Raw genomic sequence first — 18,989 nt, 5'->3', positions numbered from 1 at the left:
TAATTTACACTTTAAGCAATAATCTGTAAACCATTTAATTGTTGGGCTTTGTTTCTCATCCTAACATAATTTCTAATTATTTAAACTCCTTTTACAGTTGTTCCTACTGCCAAAACAAAGAAACCAACAAGCAATAGTGTGTAATTATGTTCTGTTAAAATTTGAACATGTGTGAAATGTCCAATAATTCCAAGTATACCACAAATCAACCCTATAATCCAGGTTATTTTCTTTGGTGCTGAGGGGTTATTCATATAAAATAATTTTAAATGATGGTTCAAATAATTTGTTACTGAGAAGCAAAAATAACCTTATACATTGGCAAAAATGTAATACAATTTTTGGCAATAATTGTATAATTCACACATTCCCAATAAACAAGCTGCGCAATCGTCTCTTTGCGCCCACAGTAATGAGCTAATAATAATGTGAATATAAAGTGCTAATGGCAGATAGAATTTGGCACAAAGTCGGGAGACTTTGCAAAGCATAAAAACCATGAAATCGGATTTGCAACTCGATAGCCGGATTTATACAATAGTCTTAATCCAAAATAAATGGTATTTTAGCCACAAAAATCTAGTGGCTTTGCACAAAATTGATAATTCAAATTAAATAGATTGACAAAGTATTTAAAATATCTCCTTTCACTCTTTCTGGCTTTTGGCCTGATGGTGAATGATGGTGTTTTAGATTTTCCATCAAATTCGGCAGATTATTATCAATTCTCGAACGTAATTCTAAGAAGAGAATTAAACAATAAGCGTTCGAAATCATTTGTGTTCCATCATGTAAATTCGTCTGAAAAAACGGCATTCCGCTTTCACTTAATTTATTTCCAATTTCAAGATAGTTATACTCTTCAAATTCCGGTTCTTCTAAAATTACAAACACTGCTTTATCAAAAAGTACGTTCATTTGCAACGCAACACCTTTTTGTAAATGAGATGATTAGTTCCCGAAATTCCTATAAAAGTTTATACACAGCCTAGAAAATTATTTCTGCGTATTTATGCAATTCCATGCATAAAGAGGATACCAAATGTCTAATCATTTATCATTTACAAAATGTATAAACACAACAATAAAACCCGTTTAGAGCAATCTAAACGCCCTGTTCTTTGGGCAAAAAGAAAAATTATGTTAATTATTACCGCCTTTATGATTGGGATGTCAAACGGAATGAACGTGGGAGATCATACTATTAACCGAAATCAAAATCACACGGAACAACATAAAAAAGATTGATTTGATTGCTTGTAAATACATTATAATACAAGCTATAAACGAGAATACTATTAAAAGTCGGGTTGCGCTACGGCGTCTCCCGACTTTTTAGCTATTTCAATAAGCAAGAAATTTGAGTAAGAAGTCGAGAAACTTCATCAACGGATAAAACACTCGCGACGCGAAAACGAAATTTAAATAGAAATAAAAACAGCAATAGCATCACCAACAGTAACAAGACCAGTTCCAGAACCTATCAAATTTTGCCCAAACAAAACATTATTTCCTACTGTTCTGTATTTTGCCAAAGTCAGCAAAGGATCTTTTCCTGATTTTACACCCTTTTCTTGGTCTACTGTTGTCATTACGCATCTTCCGCAAGGCTTTACGCCAAAAAAAATCAGCTCACCAATTGTGAATTCTTTCCAAGATTCTTCTTCATAAGCGTCACCGCCTGTACAAACAAAATTAGGTCGAAACCGATTCATAGGCAATGCTTCCTTCATACGCGAATTCAAATCATCCAATGACGATTGACCAATCAGCAAAAAAGGATAGCCATCCGAAAAAGAATTAATATCAGCCTGCGTGACTGCATATTTAGCCTCTACTTTTCGATGACTTTCCTCGGGCATGTAGACCAAACGAGCCGAAAATCCCAATATTCGGGAAAACCAATCTGAAATAACCGAATCGACTTCATACGCCTGAATCGAGTCCTCCCAAACCATCACATCAATTTTAGTTTTGGTCTCCGAAAAAGAGTGCTGCAACGGAAATTGTATCGTTTCTAATTGTACGCGATGTGTAATATTCAGAAAATCCCCTGTAATTTCAGGTTGAAAAAGAGCTAATTCCGGATGTTCCCTTTGCGACAGAAACGATCCATTTTCATCAACCAACAACCAACGGCGGTCGTGCTCCAAACCACGATCGGTCACTTGAGCTTCTTGCAATTTAATTCCACCTAATGATTTTACAGGATAAATCCAGATTTCTGAAAGTTGTACCATAGCACTATATTTTTCCCAAAATTACAAAAACAAAGTATTCCGTTTTTAATAATTCAAACTCAATCCAAAACCAAATCCCATATCACTGTCATAATGCGTTGTGATTCCAAAATTTCTCTTGACAATATACCGCAAACCGGCCATGTATTCATTATCGGTATTCCACATTAAATTCATGCGCAATCTTTTGGAAACGGGAATATCCATACGTTCAAATTGCAATCTGAAATTCCCGTCGGTAAATACTTCGGCTTGTGCTTTGATGAGCATTGGTAAGGTATATTCGACTCCGGCACTGAAAACAGCACGATTATCTTTGGTATTGGCTTGACCAAAAAGATTTTCTTCCATTGCTCCCATTTCCATTTTTCGGTACCGCCAGTCAAAACCAATGAACGGCATCAGCCATTGCATTTTCCCAATGTATCGTCCTATATGTGTTTCAGTTTCATATCCGTGATGATCGGTATAACCCAAACGCCATTCGGTACCAATACTCCAACGCGTGTTTTGAATCATCAGCATTCCATCGTTTCCATTAGTGGCAAAATCATTTTCGGCCATCAAATGAAAAGCACGATCATCAGCAAACAATTTGCGTTGCGCTAATTTTGGATTTGGAATCAAAGGATTAGGCTCTTGATTTTCATAACTAAAAACTCTTCCCATTCCCGCCATCATGTGATAGAGAATGTGACAATGAAAAAACCAATCGCCTTTGACATTTGCATTAAACTCAATCGTATCAGTTTCCATCGGCATAATGTCAATTATGTTTTTCATGGGAGCAAACTCTTCCTGACCATTCAGGACTCTAAAATCATGTCCGTGTAAATGCATCGGGTGGCGCATCATGGAGCCATTGAAGAGTACAATTCGAACGTTCTCACCTTTTTTAATTAGAATTTTATTGGCTTCCGAAACTACTTTATTGTCCAGACTCCACACGTAGCGATTCATGTTTCCTGATAATTCAAATCGTAATTCTTTTACCGGTGCGTCTTTTGGCAATATTGTTTTCGTGGGTGATTTCAGCATCGCATAGTTCAAAGTAGTAATGTCAGATAATGCATTACTATTATAATCCTCCTCCGTCATTTTCATGCCATCCATCTTCGGTGCGGTTTCCTCCATTTTCATTTTTCCCATATCATGAGACGAATGATCCATTTCAACTTCTTGTTGTCCTTCTTCTTTAGAATCTATCGGCCCCGTGATTTCAGGATACATTACTACATTCATATCCATTTGATTCAGCGACATTTTCATCCCCATATCATCTAAATCGCCATTCATTTTCATCATGCCGTTCATCATTTTCATCCCTTCAAAATATTTTAATTTTGGCAAAGGCGAAATCAATTGTTTCACACCGTCCCCAACATACAAAGACGCGGATTTTGTTCGATCTTCAGAAGTTACTAAAAATTCAAAAGCGGTCTTCTCGGCAGGAATAGTCACAACAACATCATAGGTTTCGGATACAGCAACAATCAAACGATCCACTTCAACTGGTTCCACATCGTTTCCATCACTGGCCACCACAGTAATTTTCCCACCGGCATACGTTAGCCAAAAATAGGTAGAGGCGCCGCCATTGGCAATCCGCAATCGCACTTTATCTCCCGCTTTAAACTGCGAGAGTTGACTTTCATTTTTGCCGTTAATCAGAAACGTATTGTAATACACATCGCTTACATCCATCGCATTCATTCGTTTCCATTCGTTGGTGACTTTTGTCTTGAAATGTCCCGCTTTTATAGCTTCTGCATAACTTTGTGTAGTTCCTTTTTGAATCGCAAACCAGTCCGTCGCATTGTGCAACATCCGATGTACATTTTCCGGTTTCATATCCGTCCATTCGCTCAGAATAATTGGCACCGTTGGCAAATCATCAATTCCTTCTCTAAAAGTGGTATCTTCATTTCTTTTGTTCATAATAAACAAACCATACATTCCAATCTGTTCCTGCAAACCGGTATGACTGTGATACCAATGTGTTCCGTGTTGAATAATTGGGAACGTATATTTATGGGTAGTATGTGGTTTGATTGGCATTTGAGTCAAATTGGGTACACCATCTTCTTTATTAGGCAAAAACAATCCGTGCCAGTGCAACGAAGTATCTTCATTTAACTCATTATGCACATAAATTTCGGCAATATCGCCTTCGGTAAAGGTGAGCGTTGGCATCGGAATTTGTCCGTTTACCGCTATTGCTCTTTTAGGCGTATCGCCAAAAGTGACAATGGTATCGCGAACATATAAATCATACCGAACGGTTCTAGGCGGTGCATTTTTCGCTGTTCTTTTAACGGGCTCCGCTTTCACTGTGATGCTGTCTATAGGAGTAGCCACATGATTTTGATGCGCATCCGCACTTGCCGCTTTGTTTTGATTCACGCTGGTTCGCAACGGCATTTGCTTTTTAACAATTGCTTTTGGCACTTGTTTTTTGGCAACTGCTTTTTTTACTGGTTTAACTTTTTCTTTGATTAAATCCATCCCACATTTGGGACATTTCCCGGGTTTATTCGCATGAATTTCCGGGTGCATCACACAAGTGTATGTTACAGGCTGTGTTTGAAGAATGGATGCTTTTCTGGAAATGGTAATTCTATTTTTATTTTCTGCTTTTGCAAAAGGAGAAATAAACATCAGGAATACAATTAGTAGTACAGTACTTTTCATGTTTTTTAATTTTATAAGAAACTTTAAATATTTTTATTTAAAGTTTTAACCCACGCAATCGCAACGCATTAACAATTACGGAAACCGAACTGAAACTCATGGCCAAAGCCGCAATCATTGGCGAAAGCAACACCCCAAAAAAAGGATACAAAACACCTGCGGCAATTGGAATTCCCAACACATTATAGAAAAAGGCAAAGAATAAATTTTGTTTGATATTTCGCATCACGACATGACTTAAGTTTTTCGCTTTGACGATGCCTTGTAAATCACCTTTTACCAAAGTAATTTTAGCACTTTCAATAGCGACATCCGTTCCGGTTCCCATAGCAATTCCGATGTCGGCTTGCGCCAAAGCTGGAGCATCGTTGATTCCGTCACCAGCCATAGCCACAATTTTCCCTTCGGATTGCAATCGTTTTATTTCTTTCAGCTTGTCTTCGGGCAAGCAACTCGCTTTAAACGAACTTAAATTCAATTGTGTCGCCACTGCTTTTGCCGTGTTTTCATTATCTCCGGTAAGCATAATTACTTCAACTCCCTGACGTATCAATTCTTTGATCGCTTCGACACTTGTTGCTTTTATGGCATCGGTTATCGATACAAATCCCACCGCGATTCCGTCCACTGAAATATAAGAAACTGTTTTTCCTAGTTTTTGTTCGGCTGTGATTTTATTTTCTAATTCTTCAGAAACTGAAACATTCACTTGCTCCATCAATTTTTTATTTCCAAGAGCTACTTTTTTATTGGTAACTGTACCAATGACTCCTTTACCGGAAATCGCTTCAAAATCCTTTACTTCGATTAATGAAACTTCTTTCGCTTTCGCAAAATTGACTACGGCTTGCGCCAAAGGATGTTCGCTGTACTGATTTAAGGAAGCAATACTTTGCAATAAAGAATTCTCGTCATTATTTATTGCAAATACTTTTTCAACGGAAGGTTTTCCTTCGGTAATTGTTCCTGTTTTATCGGTAATCAGAACATTTACTTTGTTCATATTTTCCAATGCTTCTGCGTTTTTTATCAAAACACCTGATTGTGCGCCTTTCCCCACACCAACCATTACCGACATAGGCGTCGCTAATCCCAAAGCGCAAGGACACGCAATAATTAATACGGCAATCGCATTAATAAATCCATAAACCAATGCGGGTTCCGGTCCAAATCGTGCCCAAACAAAAAAGGTGATTACCGATACAAAAACAACAATTGGCACAAAATATTTAGCGATTTTATCCGCTAGTTTTTGGATTGGTGCTTTAGACCTACTGGCAGTATTCACCATTTGTACAATTTGCGAAAGCAAGGTTTCCGAACCTACTTTTTCGGCAATCATCACAAAGGATTTATTTCCGTTGATTGTTCCTGAACTAATGCTGTCGCCTATTTTTTTGTCAACGGGAATGGGTTCGCCTGTAATCATCGATTCATCAATCGTACTTTCTCCATCAGTAATTTTTCCATCCACCGGAATTTTATCTCCAGGTTTCACACGCAATAAATCTCCTTTTTTGATGTCGTGAATTGAAATTACTTTATCAGCTCCGTCGATAACCAAAGTGGCTTCGGTAGGTGCTAATTTCAACAATTCTTTTATCGCGCCACTGGTTCGACTGTGCGCTCTGGCTTCTAATAACTGACCTAATAAAACCAAAGTTAATATGACTGTTGTTGCTTCAAAATAGAGTGAAACCGTTCCGTTATGGGTTTTAAATTCATTGGGGAAAATAGTTGGGAAAAACATTCCGATTAAACTAAATAAAAACGCCACTCCTGTACTAATTCCGATAAGGGTAAACATATTGAGATTCCAAGTAATGATGGATTTCCAAGCGCGCTCAAAAAACATCCAGCACGCATAAAAAACTACAGGAAGCGATAAAATGAGTTGTACCCAATTCCACTTTGAAGCATCCATCATTTTCATTAATGGATTATTCGGAATCATCTCTGACATGGCAATTAAGAACACTGGAACTGTAAAAACTACTGCAATTTTCATTTTACGCACCAAGTCATTATATACCTTATTTTCTTCAGAATCGGTAGGTTCCATTGGCACTAAATCCATTCCACAAATAGGGCAAGAACCTGGACCTTCTTTGATTACTTCGGGATGCATGGGACAAGTGTACAACGTTTTACTATTTGCCAACGCTGCTTCTTTGACCAAATCCATTCCGCAAACGGGGCAACTTCCGGGCTTATCATAGACTTTTTCACCCTCACAATGCATCGGACAATAGTATTTGCCTTGCGCATTACTGGGTAAAATCACTGTTGGTTTCTCTTGTTGTTTATTCGAACTGCAACATGATTTCTCGATTGGCTTTTCAGTTGTTTCATGAAAATCAACCCCATTATTCATTGCTATTGTATAGTTTCCGGCAGCTGTCAATGCCTCTTGCAATTGAGTTGTAGGAATGTGTTTATCCATTGCTATCGTTGCCATTGGCGGATCCAAAGTAACTGTCGCTTGGATTCCATCGATAGCATTCAATGTTTTTTCGACTTTGGAACGACAACCGTCGCAAGACATTCCGGTGACTATATAGGTATGTTTCATAATATTGAATTAAAAAAAATCGGTTCTATAAAAAATTACAGAACCGATTTGAAAAAACTTTAATGTTGATGATTCTCTTCTTTTTTATCACTTTCTGTGGGAGTCATTTGCATTCCACATTTGGGACATTTTCCAGATTTATCACTCATTTCTTTCGGATGCATTGGACAAGAATAGACTAATTTTTCAACTTTTTCATGAGTCATTATCATTCCACATTTAGAACATTTCCCTGGTTTATCAGAAGTTGTACCATCCATTTTGCAAACGTAATTTGATACTATTGCTGTTTTTTTCCCTTTACCCGAGGTATCGTGTTTTAATGTTTTTACCAATTTCATTCCACACTTACTGCACTCTCCTTCTTTATTGCTCATTTCATCCGGATGCATTGGACACGTATACATTTCTTTATGCATTTCCTTTTGAGAAGATTTCACAGCTTCTTGAGCTGATGCTATTGAATTCACTGCTAAGAATACGCTTAGTACGATAATTAATTTTTTCATTTTTTCTATTATTAAAATATTAAACTAAAGATTCATTTCTACAAATCAAAGGTACAAGACCTATTATTTTGACTCGTTGTAGAATTTTGGAAATGATTTGTAAATTTTACAAACCATCAATTTGTACTCTGTTATTTTCTTTTAATTGTTTAAAATGAGTTGGCGTAACGCCCGTAATTTTTTTAAACTGATTACTCAAATGCGCTACATCGCTATAATTCAATTTAATTGCAATTTCACTTAAAGTTAATTCTTTATACATTAATAATTCCTTCACTTTTTCAATCTTTTGAGCAATAAAATAATGCTCAATAGTTGTCCCTTGAACTTCCGAAAATAAATTACTCAATGTATTATAATCTTGCTCTAATTGCTCTGACAAATAGCTTGACAAATTAGTTTTCAATTCATTATTTTGATGATGAACCAAATTAACAATTAGGCATTTAACCTTCTCAATAGTTATCGTTGTTTTATCCTCTAATAATTCAAATCCAAGTGACAGCAACTTTTTTTCTAAATCATGCTTCTGATTGCCTATGAAATCGCCTAAAAATTCAACTTCACCTAATTCCACCGAAACAGGGAAAATTTCAATTTTTTCGAGTTCTGATTTCACAACCATTTTACAGCGATCGCATACCATATTTTTGATATAGAGCTTCATAATTATTGAATCGCTTTTTCTATTCTACCACAGCTTAACATTTCGGAACCATAATACGGATTTCTAATTTCTTTGGTCTCACTTATCCAATAACCACTTTTCCCTTCGTCATACATTGGACAATAATCCTGATATAATTTTTGTTTTGTTCCAAAGGTTTTTATCAAATCATTTATGTCTTTACTCAACATTGCAAAATGCGCTCTTTGTTGATCGATTTTCCCTACATTGTTACCAATAAGTCCAGCATGTTCTTTAGCATCAGCCGCAATATCATTGTATTTCTTTTTTAGTTTTGCATCCAATGTATTTGTGCCAGCCTCATTTAAAGTGGCTACAATTGATTTACTCGTATTGGCCGCAGCTTTAGAATCGTCTTTTATCAATGCATTTTTAAGTTTTAAATAGCCGCTCACAATTCCATCAATAGTAAACGAAGAGGATATAACTGGCTTCGTTTCAGATGCAACTATAGTGGTTTTTATTTCCGTTTTTGGAGTTTCAGCAACAGGTTCTGTCAATTCCATTCCGCACTTGGAACATGCTTCTCCTTTTTTCCCTGTAATTTCAGGATGCATGGAACAGGCATATAACTCCGAAGAGCTCTTAGCTGTTTCAGGATTTATTGTTTCGGCTTGCTTACTTTTTTGATTACATGCCGTAAATAAGAATGCGCATGCAATCGAAAGGATTATATTTTTCATATTTTATGTTTACTGATTAGTTCTATTTTAAAGACACTGCTGTAATTTACTACTGCAAGTTACTTAATTGTTTCGACCGTTTTACCACAACTCAACATTTGTGAACCATAATAAGGGTTTTTAATCGTATCCTCTTTGCTCAACCAATTGGCGCCTTTTCCATCATTAAACATTGGACAATTATTATAATAAATTGTCTCGCTCATTTTTGATACTTTTATTAAAGCATACATGTTTTTTGAAAGAGTAGCAAAATGATCCCGTTGGTGTTTTATATCTTGCGTTCCCGAAATATGTTCGGCATCTTCTTTCAACTCATTTATCACTTTCATCCAAACCAAGTGAGCATCCATCGCCAGTTCATCCATTTTTACCCCATTCAATGAGGCTAATAAATCTTTCGCTATCAAAGAAACCGCTTTACCATCGGTTTTAACTAAGGCATCTTTCAACAAAAAGTAATTATCAAAAACTGGTTTCAATTGATTATTCGTTTTTTGTTCTTGATTTAGAGTCCCTGAATTTTTATCGTGACTTTCATGATTTGTCATAGTTCCCATTTGCTTCGCCTGCTCGCTATCGCTCGGATGAGTTTTAGTTTCGGATGCAACAGCCACTTTAGCTTCTCTGTCGTATTGACAGCATCCGGGAAGATTATTGTAAGCGGCTTCTGGAGCAAGAAAGCTGTTGTTGTCATAACCTGCCAAAGCAATGCGTTTTAAGATTTCCTCTTGGTTTGTTTTTTGCGAATCATAGGTCAGCACAGCCATTTTGGTGTCTTTATTCCAATCTACTTGGACTACCTTTTTCAAATTTCCGGCTTTCTCTATTGTTGTTTTACACATTGCGCAATTCCCATAAATTTTCACCGTCTCGGTTTTGGCGTTTTTAATTTGTGCGTTAGCGATTGTGACTGAAAGCAATACTATAATTGCCATCATTATTTTTTTTATTGAGTTCATTGTTTAAATAATTTGAAGTGAGTTTGTCACAAACAACATCAAAGCAATGGTTTGCATTGCTAAAAATTGAATTTGACTATAAATTTAATGATTTTAAAGCATTAACGCTTTGAATTAAACCCATCTATGGCTGTCTAAAAAGGAATTTAGCTTATTTTGGGTGGAAGCCAAACGGATCGGAAATCAGAAGAAATAAAGATTTCTGAATAATAGTAATTTTGTTTTTCTGAAGAAAAACTAACGTTTTTATTGTTTAAATCGGTGTGAAATAACGAAGTTAATCCCAAATGAACTGTCGAACCATTGCAAGAAATATTCTTACAGGCTCCATTACAACCCTCATGTGATTTCTTTTTTGAAGAATGCTCTTTGTTACAACAGTCAGCCTTTTTCGTTTTTGAAGAAATTTCTTTTTTGCAACACGCTTTCTCCGATTTAGTTCCACATGCAAAAGCTATGCTTGGCGTCATAAAGAAACCAAACACAACAAATAGCACTATGTAAAACTTTTTCGACATTTATCAAGCGATTTATAGTACAAAGGTATTAAATCAACAATCATTGGGAATTTATTCACTCATAAATAGCTGTTAAATAATTGATTATTTCCCTTCGCCTAATATCCCGTTCATGATGGATTGTGAAAGAGACAAGATGATACTAAAAATAAAGGCGGTCCAAAACGAATCAACACTAAATCCACCTACAATATTAGTGCACAACAAGATAATCAATGCATTGATAACCAATAAAAACAATCCTAATGTAACAATGGTAACCGGTAAAGTTAGTATTACCAATATTGGTTTAATAAAGATATTAAGTAAACCCAAAACAACCGCTACAATTAAGGCTGTAGTAAATCCAGCCACATGTACACCTGGCATAAAATTAGCGATTAGCAACACTAATCCTGAAGTAACAAGAATTCTGATCAATAAATTCATGGTTTTTTTATTTAAAAATTTTAATAAATGTAAGAAAAATTTAAATTCAATAACTTTATTTTAGAAATGAGCTAACCATTTGATAAAAACCGGCAGGATTTTCGGCGTGAAGCCAATGTCCTACATTCGGAATTGTTTCGATGTTTGAATTTGGAAAATGGCGTTTTATATTTTCGAAATCGCTGTCCAAAATATAATTAGAATTTCCACCACGGATGAACAAAGTTGGTTTCTCGAAAATTAAATTTTCTGGTAAAGGAACTCCTATTTCGTCCATTTTAGTATTGAATACGGCCAAATTAAATCGGAAAGCGAGTTGTCCCGGCTCTTGCCAATACAAATTTTTCATCAGGAATTGTCGAGTTCCAAAATCAGTTATGTATTTTGCCATGATTTCTTCGACTTCGTTTCGGCTTGGTTTTATTGAAAAATCAACGGCGTTCAATCCTGCCAAAATATCCTGATGGTGTTGCGGATAGAATTTTGGTCCAATGTCTGCAACGATTAATTTATCGACTAATTCGGGATGTTTTGTTGCCAAAAGCATAGCTACTTTCCCGCCCATGGAATGCCCGATGACATTTATGTTTTCTAAAGTATGGGCTTGACAATATTCGAAAACATCCTGAACCATTATTTCATAACTGAATTCTTCGGAATGCAGGCTTCGTCCGTGATTGCGTAAATCGAGAATGTGAACTTGAAAATCCGCAGCAAATTGAGCCGCTAATGTTTTCCAATTGTCAGACATTCCAAGAAATCCGTGAAGAATTAAAAGTGGTTGGCCAGCGCCTTCTATTTTTGAGTAGAGCATCGTAAGGGATTTGGTGAGTGCGTGAGATTTGAGATTAAGAGGTGAACATCCGGTGGCTGTTAGGCACCCTGTTGATCGCGTGAGGGATTAAAGCGATATCCTCGTAGTGAAACGGAGAGATAAAGCTGAAAGCCCGACCCGCTTTTTCAGCGGGTCACGCCCCAATTATTTTATTTTAGTTTTTGCAAATACATATTGATTACATTCTCCAATCCCAGATAAATGGCTTCGGAAATTAAAGCATGACCAATAGAAACTTCGAGTAATCCCGGAATATTTTCCTTGAAAAACTGAATGTTATCCAAACTTAAATCATGACCTGCGTTGACCCCCAATCCGATTTGATTGGCCAGAATCGCTGATTCCATATACGGCTGTATTCCTCTTTGGTTACCCAAACTGTATTCGTGTGCGAATGCTTCGGTGTATAATTCGATTCTTTCGGTTCCAATTTTTTTCGCTCCTTCGATCATTTCGAGAACCGGGTCAACAAAAATGGACGTTCTGATTCCGTTGCGTTGAAATTCCTGAACCACTTCTTTGAGATAATCGGCATGTTTTATCGTATCCCAACCTGCATTTGAAGTTATCGCATCAATAGCATCCGGAACCAAAGTAACCTGAGTCGGTTTTATTTCGAGAACGAGATCGATAAAGGTTTTCTCAGGATTTCCTTCAATATTATATTCGGTATAAACAATGGATTTCAAATCGCGGGCGTCTTGATAACGAATGTGACGCTCATCCGGACGTGGATGTATGGTGATTCCTTCGGCTCCAAACTTTTGAATGTCGGTTGCGACTTTTAATAAATCTGGAACATTTCCACCACGAGCATTTCGTAAAGTAGCTATTTTATTGATGTTTACACTTAACTTTGTCATTGGAACACTTTTTGATTGTGATAATACTATTTAATGAAGCAAAAATACAAAGTAAAAGGTAGGAGTTTTTGCTTATTTTTGATTATTTTGCGTAAAATATTGCCGATTGATTTATGACAGAAATTACAAACTATATTACCAATGATTTTAAAGCGATTGACAGCCAAGATACAATTGCGGTTGTTCAAGACTTTTTTGATGAATTGCACTTTTCACACTTTCCAGTGATTGAAGAGGGAATTTATATTGGCAGTATCGCATCCGATGATCTAGAAACCTTTGAGAGTGATAAAAAAGTAATTGATTATAGATTTACACTTGAAGGTTTTTTTACCAGAACCAATACTATTTGGCTCGATGTTTTAGAAATTTTCGCAAAAAACCACACTAATTTAGTACCTGTTTTAGATGAAAACAACAAATATGTTGGCTATTATGAAATAGAGGACATCATGAAATTTTTCCATGAAACTCCATTTTTAAAAGAACCAGGCGGAATTATTGTTGTCAAAAAACCGATTTTGGATTATTCAATGAGTCAGATAACCCAAATTGTTGAAAGCAATAACGGGAAGCTTTTGGGTTTATTTATATCTGATGCTGATGTTGAAAGCGTTCAAGTAACCATGAAAATAAGTTTGGGAGCCATGAATGAAATTATCCAAACTTTCAGAAGGTATAACTATGAAATCATATCAGAGCATCAAGAAGACAATTACATCAACAACTTAAAGGAACGCTCTGATTATTTAGACAAATACCTTAATATATAGCTTAGCAGTTTGTTTAAAAAAATAAACATTTAAGCCGTACTCAATAAACATATCAGCGATTAAACGATTAAAAAGATGAAAGTAGCCATATACGGACAATATTATCAAAATAGTACAGAACCTATTATAAATGACATCTTTAATTTTTTTAACAAGAATAACGTTGAGATGATCATCGAATCTAATTTTTTGTCGATGGTTAACGAGAAAAAAATTGTAGAAACAAAACACAAAACTTTTTCTTCCCACACTGAATTAGACCAAAGCTTTGATCTGCTCATCAGCATCGGCGGTGACGGAACTATTTTGAGAGCTGCTACATTGGTCCGGGATTCAGGGATTCCAATATTAGGCATAAATGCAGGGAGATTAGGATTTCTAGCCACCGTTCAGAAAGAAAACATCGCAGAATTTATGCAATTTGTTATTGAGAGAAAGTACACGCTTTCCAAGAGAACTTTACTCAGTTTAACCTGTACTACCGAAAACGAATCGATTCAGGAAATTAATTTTGCAATGAATGAAATTACGGTAAGCCGAAAAGACACCACTGCGATGATTACCATTGACACCTATCTGGACGATGAATATTTAAACTCATACTGGGCTGACGGTCTGATTATTTCTACACCAACTGGATCTACCGGATATTCCTTAAGTTGTGGCGGTCCCATTTTGACCCCAACTGTAAAAAGCTTAGTTATTACTCCAATAGCGCCTCACAATCTTACCGCAAGACCACTTGTTGTTCCGGATGAAACCGAAATTAAATTAAAAGTTTCCGGTAGAGAGGAAAATTATTTAGTTTCATTGGACTCCAGGGTAACCACCATAAAAAATGAATCTATCCTAACCATTAAGAAAACCCCTTTTCAAATCAATATGGTTGAAATTCCCGATGAAACATTTTTAAAAACACTTCGCAGCAAATTACTTTGGGGAGAAGACAAAAGGAATTAAATCATTTTAGTTAAACACTATACGATTCTATCTATTTTTCACGTTTGGATTTATCTAACGCCTATTTGTTGTTAATTATTTAAAATAAAAGACAATTAACAAGATGGGTATTGAATCGTATCGATAATTCTTATATTTGCACGCAATTTTAACTAAATGAACAAAGTTTTTAATTTATTGTTATGCCTATTTCCCTTCTTGGCAATCCAAGCTCAAATTCATGAGATTGGTGTTTTTGTGGGAGGTAGTAACTACGTGGGAGATGTAGGTTCCACGACCTATATTTCTCCAAACGAGCCTGCTTTAGGACTTCTTTACAAATGGAATAAAAGCCCAAGACATTCCTACAGGTTTTCCTACACACAATCAAAAATCTCTTCAAACGATTTGGATTCTGAAGAAGCTGGCAGAAACCAAAGAGGATATCGTTTTGAAAATAGTATAAAAGAAGTATCTTTAGGCCTTGAATTCAATTTCTTCGATTTTAATCTTCATGAATTGAGGAATAAAATCTCTCCTTATGTATATTCCGGAATAAGCTATTTTAGATATGATGAATTATATATTTTAGCAGGTGAAACTAGGAAAGACAAAGGTTCAGGCTCTTTTGCCATTCCAATTAATTTAGGAATAAAATCAAATATTACACCTAATTTTATATTGGCCGCGGAGGTTGGAGCACGATATACACTTTCAGACAATTTGGACGGGAGCAATCCAAAGAATGAGAATTTAGAAATGTTGAGATTTGGAAATTTAAATAATAATGATTGGTATGTTTTTTCGGGATTGACCCTTACTTATACCTTTGGAAACAAACCTTGTTACTGTGCAGATTAAAGAAATGGATTTACTACCTACAATAGACGCTACAAATTTACCCACACATTTAGCCATTATAATGGATGGCAATGGTCGCTGGGCGAAACAAAAAGGACTTTTAAGAGCTTTAGGGCATGAAAGTGGAACAAAATCAGTTAAAAAAATAATAGAAGCCAGTGCTTCATTAGGTATAGAATATCTTACGCTTTATGCTTTTTCTACTGAAAACTGGAACAGACCTAAACTGGAAGTAGAAACTTTAATGAGAGTGCTGATCAATTCACTAAAAAAAGAACTGGTAACACTACAAAAGAACAACATCAAACTGAATGCTATTGGTAATCTGGAAAAATTACCAAAATCGGCACAAAAGGAACTTCTGGATGTAATAAATAAAACAAAAGACAACACGCAAATGACATTGACTCTGGCGTTAAGCTATGGTTCCAGAGAGGAATTAGTCAATGCGGTTAAAAACATTTGTAGTAAAGTTAAAAATAATATAATTTCAATAGACACTATTGACGATTCAATTATAAATGAGCATCTTTACACGCAAAATTTACCTGATGTAGATTTATTAATACGAACCAGCGGAGAACATAGAATAAGTAATTTTTTGTTGTGGCAGATAGCCTATTCAGAATTATATTTTACTGATATCCTTTGGCCAGACTTTAAAGAACAAGATTTATATGAGGCTATTATTAGTTATCAAAAAAGAGAACGTAGATTTGGAAAAACAAGTGAACAAATTAAATAATTTTTTAGTGTTACATAAAAGCATAAAAACAGTCCTTACAATTTTAATTTTTGGAAGTTTTACTCAAATTAAAGCTCAAGAAAGAGTTCCTTTTGACCAAGGAAAAAAATACATTCTAGCCGATGTAACAGTTGTTGGAAAAATAAGTTTCAATTCTCAGACCGTGGTAACTTTTGCAGGACTTCAAAAAGGACAGGAAATAACTATTCCGGGTGAAGAAATAAGCAGCGCAATCAAAAAACTTGGAAAACTAGGACTTTTTGATGAGATATCCTTTTACGTTAATAAAATCCAAAATGACAGTATTTATCTTGACTTAAACATTGCAGAATTACCTAAGTTAAATGAGGTGAAATTTGTTGGTATTAAGAAAAACAAAACTGAAGGCTTAATTAAAGATAATGGCCTTACTAAAAATAAAATCGTCAACGAAAATTTAATTACAACCACCAAAAATTATATTGAAAATAAATACAAAAAAGACGGTTACTACAATACCAAAGTAACTATAAATACCATTAAAGACACTACAACAATAAATCAAGTAAACATGCTTGTAAATATTGATAAAGGGCAAAAAATAAAAATACAATCTATTGATTTTGTTGGTAATACAAAATTATCAGATAAAATTTTGCGTAAAGCAATGAAAGATACGAAACAGAAAAATCCTATTCGAGTCTTGAAGGCATCTAAATTTATACAAGCAAAATACAAAACCGATTTAGAAAAAGTAATTGCCGCTTATAAAGAAAAAGGATATCGTGATGCCCGAATACTTTCTGATTCTGTTACTTACAACAAAGACAAAAATGCATTATCAATTAAAATAAATGTAGAAGAGGGAAACAAATACTATTTTGGAAATATTAAATTTTTAGGAAACACGGTCTATTCAGATCAATTATTGGGTAGAATCTTAGGTGTTAAAAGAGGAGAAACCTATAACGGTGTGCTTCTCGAAAAAAGAATTGCAGATAAATCTAAACCAGATGGAGAAGATATTACCAATTTATATCAAAACAACGGGTATTTATTTTCAAATATAAATGCGGTAGAGGTAAAAACTGCAAACGATACTATCGATTTCGAGGTACGAGTTACTGAAGGACCATTGGCCTATTTTAATAAAATTACGGTTGTAGGAAACGACAAAACAAATGACCGTGTAATTTATAGAGAACTACGAACTAAGCCTGGAGAAAAATACAGTAAGGAAGAATTAGTAAGAACCATTCGTGAAATCGGGCAATTAGGATTTTTTGATCCGGAAGCGATTGATCCAAAATTCAAAAATGTAGATTCAAGTGCAGGAACTGTTGATATTGAATACAATCTTGTTGAAAAAGGCTCTAGCCAAATAGAACTGCAAGGTGGTTACGGCGGAGGTGGTTTCATAGGTACTTTGGGATTATCATTTAACAATTTCTCAGCCAGAAATCTTTTGAATAAAGATGCTTACAAACCATTACCTATGGGAGATGGTCAAAAAGTTTCGCTGAGATTACAAGGAAGTACGTACTTTCAAACCTATAGTATGTCATTTTCTGAACCTTGGTTTGGACAAAAAAAACCAGTACAATTTAGCACATCCTTATCGTATAGCAAACAGTTTTTAAATAATTACGTAACACAAAGAGTTGATAAAACTAAAAGTTTTAACATCCTTACTTTATCAGTTGGTTTAGCTAAAAGATTAACGGTGCCGGATGATTTCTTTGTCTTGTCACAATCTATAAGTTACCAACATTATGATTTACATAATTACAACACAGGATTATTTACATTTGGAAATGGAACTTCAAGAAACTTAGCCTACACTATAGGTTTAACCAGAAGCAATAAAGGGGTAAATCCAATTTTCCCAACATATGGTTCAGAGTTTAGTATTTCTGCAAAAGTGACTCCCCCATACTCTTTGATAAATGGAACTGATTATGCAACATTAGGGGACCAACAAGAATATAAATACAAGTATACTGGAGCAACGTATACCGGTTCAAACGGAATACAAGTAAATGAAGGAGATTATGTTGAAGCTATTCCTAGTTCAACAAATGTTACTCCAAATAAAGTGACTAATTACCAAGATGCTGCTGCTGACCCAGCTAAAGTGGATCAGAAGAAATTTAATTGGTTAGAATATTATAAAATTAAGTTTAAAGCGGATTGGTACACAAAAATTTATGGTAAATTAGTACTCCGAACTTTAACTGAATTTGGATTCCTTGGAGCATACAACCAAGACAGAGGTGTTGTACCGTTCGAAAGATTCTATGTAGGTGGTGATGGTTTAGCAAATTACTCTATGGATGGTAGAGAAACCATTCAGTTGAGAGGATATCCAAACAACTCATTAACTCCGGTAAACAGTGCTGGTGAGCAAATTGGAGCAACAGTTTATAATAAATTTTCATTGGAAATGCGTTATCCTATAACACTAAAATCGTCAGCATCAATATATGCATTAACGTTTTTAGAAGCAGGTTCATCTTATGCTAATTTCAAAAGTTATAACCCTTTTGCATTAAGTCGTTCCGCAGGAGCTGGTTTACGTGTATTCATGCCTGCATTTGGATTATTAGGAATAGATTTCGGATATGGTTTTGATGCCTTACCTGGAACAGCCAAGCCAAACGGATGGGAAACCCATTTTATCATTGGACAACAATTTTAAAAAA

Annotated in this window: 18 protein-coding genes; 6 read left to right on the top strand and 12 right to left on the bottom strand. The window is 35.3% G+C overall.

The genetic code is table 11. The features are described 5' to 3' along the window. Positions 1 to 80: 80 nt before the first annotated feature. Entirely contained in the window at positions 81 to 254 is a 174-nt protein-coding gene (locus ACNQGG_RS02560) for a hypothetical protein (protein WP_416857151.1), read from the bottom strand. A 352-nt stretch (positions 255 to 606) separates the two neighbouring features. Then, the gene (locus ACNQGG_RS02555; protein WP_417961238.1) at positions 607 to 918 is read right to left on the bottom strand and encodes a hypothetical protein; all 312 of its coding nucleotides are present in this window, start codon (positions 916 to 918) and stop codon (positions 607 to 609) included. A gap of 150 nt (positions 919 to 1,068) precedes the next feature. On the opposite strand from ACNQGG_RS02555, the gene ACNQGG_RS02550 reads away from it, so the two are divergent. Beyond that, a complete protein-coding gene (locus tag ACNQGG_RS02550; RefSeq protein WP_417961236.1) occupies positions 1,069 to 1,248 on the top strand; it encodes a hypothetical protein in 180 nt (59 codons plus the stop codon). A 173-nt stretch (positions 1,249 to 1,421) separates the two neighbouring features. Here ACNQGG_RS02550 and ACNQGG_RS02545 read toward each other — a convergent pair whose 3' ends face one another. The 10 genes from ACNQGG_RS02545 to ACNQGG_RS02500 all read right to left on the bottom strand — a co-directional run bounded on the left by ACNQGG_RS02545 (position 1,422) and on the right by ACNQGG_RS02500 (position 12,990). Then, positions 1,422 to 2,240 carry an MOSC domain-containing protein gene (locus ACNQGG_RS02545; protein WP_417961234.1) on the bottom strand — a complete coding sequence of 273 codons (819 nt, stop codon included), beginning with the start codon at positions 2,238 to 2,240 and terminating at the stop codon, positions 1,422 to 1,424. Between the two features lie 45 nt (positions 2,241 to 2,285). Continuing rightward, positions 2,286 to 4,931, bottom strand: coding sequence for a multicopper oxidase domain-containing protein (locus tag ACNQGG_RS02540; RefSeq protein WP_417961232.1), 2,646 nt, complete (start codon positions 4,929 to 4,931; stop codon positions 2,286 to 2,288). Positions 4,932 to 4,968: 37 nt separating this feature from the next. Continuing rightward, positions 4,969 to 7,503, bottom strand: coding sequence for a heavy metal translocating P-type ATPase (locus tag ACNQGG_RS02535; RefSeq protein WP_417961230.1), 2,535 nt, complete (start codon positions 7,501 to 7,503; stop codon positions 4,969 to 4,971). A gap of 59 nt (positions 7,504 to 7,562) precedes the next feature. Then, a complete protein-coding gene (locus ACNQGG_RS02530) occupies positions 7,563 to 8,012 on the bottom strand; it encodes a heavy metal-binding domain-containing protein (protein WP_417961228.1) in 450 nt (149 codons plus the stop codon). Positions 8,013 to 8,118: 106 nt separating this feature from the next. Then, positions 8,119 to 8,679 (bottom strand): helix-turn-helix domain-containing protein, encoded by a 561-nt coding sequence (locus ACNQGG_RS02525; protein WP_417961226.1) that lies wholly within the window; start codon positions 8,677 to 8,679, stop codon positions 8,119 to 8,121. Between the two features lie 2 nt (positions 8,680 to 8,681). Then, complete coding sequence (locus ACNQGG_RS02520) at positions 8,682 to 9,383, bottom strand: DUF3347 domain-containing protein (RefSeq protein ID WP_417961224.1); 702 nt, start codon at positions 9,381 to 9,383, stop codon at positions 8,682 to 8,684. A gap of 59 nt (positions 9,384 to 9,442) precedes the next feature. Next, positions 9,443 to 10,345, bottom strand: a complete 903-nt coding sequence (locus tag ACNQGG_RS02515; protein ID WP_417961222.1) for a DUF3347 domain-containing protein — start codon at positions 10,343 to 10,345, stop codon at positions 9,443 to 9,445. Positions 10,346 to 10,947: 602 nt separating this feature from the next. Beyond that, positions 10,948 to 11,292, bottom strand: coding sequence for a phage holin family protein (locus tag ACNQGG_RS02510; protein ID WP_416857163.1), 345 nt, complete (start codon positions 11,290 to 11,292; stop codon positions 10,948 to 10,950). Positions 11,293 to 11,347: 55 nt separating this feature from the next. Further along, positions 11,348 to 12,106: an alpha/beta fold hydrolase gene (locus ACNQGG_RS02505; RefSeq protein ID WP_417961220.1), complete on the bottom strand. Its 759-nt coding sequence runs from the start codon at positions 12,104 to 12,106 to the stop codon at positions 11,348 to 11,350. A gap of 170 nt (positions 12,107 to 12,276) precedes the next feature. Beyond that, a complete protein-coding gene (locus ACNQGG_RS02500; RefSeq protein ID WP_417961218.1) occupies positions 12,277 to 12,990 on the bottom strand; it encodes a pyridoxine 5'-phosphate synthase in 714 nt (237 codons plus the stop codon). Between the two features lie 113 nt (positions 12,991 to 13,103). Between ACNQGG_RS02500 and ACNQGG_RS02495 the strand changes: the two genes are divergently transcribed. The 5 genes from ACNQGG_RS02495 (at position 13,104) to ACNQGG_RS02475 (ending at position 18,985) form a co-directional block, all read left to right on the top strand. Next, complete coding sequence (locus ACNQGG_RS02495) at positions 13,104 to 13,763, top strand: CBS domain-containing protein (RefSeq protein WP_417961217.1); 660 nt, start codon at positions 13,104 to 13,106, stop codon at positions 13,761 to 13,763. Between the two features lie 75 nt (positions 13,764 to 13,838). Then, the gene (locus ACNQGG_RS02490) at positions 13,839 to 14,723 is read left to right on the top strand and encodes an NAD kinase (protein ID WP_417961215.1); all 885 of its coding nucleotides are present in this window, start codon (positions 13,839 to 13,841) and stop codon (positions 14,721 to 14,723) included. A gap of 156 nt (positions 14,724 to 14,879) precedes the next feature. Beyond that, positions 14,880 to 15,563 (top strand): type IX secretion system protein PorG, encoded by a 684-nt coding sequence (porG, locus tag ACNQGG_RS02485; protein WP_417961213.1) that lies wholly within the window; start codon positions 14,880 to 14,882, stop codon positions 15,561 to 15,563. A 4-nt stretch (positions 15,564 to 15,567) separates the two neighbouring features. After that, on the top strand, positions 15,568 to 16,308 hold the full coding sequence (locus ACNQGG_RS02480; protein WP_417961563.1) for an isoprenyl transferase: 741 nt from the start codon (positions 15,568 to 15,570) through the stop codon (positions 16,306 to 16,308). Then, the gene (locus ACNQGG_RS02475) at positions 16,241 to 18,985 is read left to right on the top strand and encodes a BamA/OMP85 family outer membrane protein (RefSeq protein WP_417961211.1); all 2,745 of its coding nucleotides are present in this window, start codon (positions 16,241 to 16,243) and stop codon (positions 18,983 to 18,985) included. Before ACNQGG_RS02480 ends, ACNQGG_RS02475 begins: the two co-directional genes overlap by 68 nt. The last annotated feature ends 4 nt before the right edge of the window (positions 18,986 to 18,989 follow it).

Origin of the sequence: Flavobacterium esculini (assembly GCF_048284325.1) — a bacterium.
Taxonomy (GTDB): Bacteria; Bacteroidota; Bacteroidia; order Flavobacteriales; family Flavobacteriaceae; genus Flavobacterium.
Note: the sequence above shows the minus strand (reverse complement) of the source record. Positions and strands in the feature narration are given on the sequence as shown.

Bases quoted from the DNA above. Each gene is read 5' to 3' on its own strand.
- ACNQGG_RS02495 (WP_417961217.1), top strand. From the start codon at position 13,104: ATGACAGAAATTACAAACTATATTACCAATGATTTTAAAGCGATTGAC.
- ACNQGG_RS02500 (WP_417961218.1), bottom strand. From the start codon at position 12,990: ATGACAAAGTTAAGTGTAAACATCAATAAAATAGCTACTTTACGAAAT.
- ACNQGG_RS02545 (WP_417961234.1), bottom strand. From the start codon at position 2,240: ATGGTACAACTTTCAGAAATCTGGATTTATCCTGTAAAATCATTAGGT.
- ACNQGG_RS02520 (WP_417961224.1), bottom strand. From the start codon at position 9,383: ATGAAAAATATAATCCTTTCGATTGCATGCGCATTCTTATTTACGGCA.
- ACNQGG_RS02475 (WP_417961211.1), top strand. From the start codon at position 16,241: ATGAGGCTATTATTAGTTATCAAAAAAGAGAACGTAGATTTGGAAAAA.
- ACNQGG_RS02535 (WP_417961230.1), bottom strand. From the start codon at position 7,503: ATGAAACATACCTATATAGTCACCGGAATGTCTTGCGACGGTTGTCGT.
- ACNQGG_RS02550 (WP_417961236.1), top strand. From the start codon at position 1,069: ATGTATAAACACAACAATAAAACCCGTTTAGAGCAATCTAAACGCCCT.
- ACNQGG_RS02510 (WP_416857163.1), bottom strand. From the start codon at position 11,292: ATGAATTTATTGATCAGAATTCTTGTTACTTCAGGATTAGTGTTGCTA.
- ACNQGG_RS02480 (WP_417961563.1), top strand. From the start codon at position 15,568: ATGGATTTACTACCTACAATAGACGCTACAAATTTACCCACACATTTA.
- ACNQGG_RS02525 (WP_417961226.1), bottom strand. From the start codon at position 8,679: ATGAAGCTCTATATCAAAAATATGGTATGCGATCGCTGTAAAATGGTT.
- ACNQGG_RS02515 (WP_417961222.1), bottom strand. From the start codon at position 10,345: ATGAACTCAATAAAAAAAATAATGATGGCAATTATAGTATTGCTTTCA.
- ACNQGG_RS02490 (WP_417961215.1), top strand. From the start codon at position 13,839: ATGAAAGTAGCCATATACGGACAATATTATCAAAATAGTACAGAACCT.
- porG (WP_417961213.1), top strand. From the start codon at position 14,880: ATGAACAAAGTTTTTAATTTATTGTTATGCCTATTTCCCTTCTTGGCA.
- ACNQGG_RS02530 (WP_417961228.1), bottom strand. From the start codon at position 8,012: ATGAAAAAATTAATTATCGTACTAAGCGTATTCTTAGCAGTGAATTCA.
- ACNQGG_RS02540 (WP_417961232.1), bottom strand. From the start codon at position 4,931: ATGAAAAGTACTGTACTACTAATTGTATTCCTGATGTTTATTTCTCCT.
- ACNQGG_RS02505 (WP_417961220.1), bottom strand. From the start codon at position 12,106: ATGCTCTACTCAAAAATAGAAGGCGCTGGCCAACCACTTTTAATTCTT.
- ACNQGG_RS02555 (WP_417961238.1), bottom strand. From the start codon at position 918: ATGAACGTACTTTTTGATAAAGCAGTGTTTGTAATTTTAGAAGAACCG.
- ACNQGG_RS02560 (WP_416857151.1), bottom strand. From the start codon at position 254: ATGAATAACCCCTCAGCACCAAAGAAAATAACCTGGATTATAGGGTTG.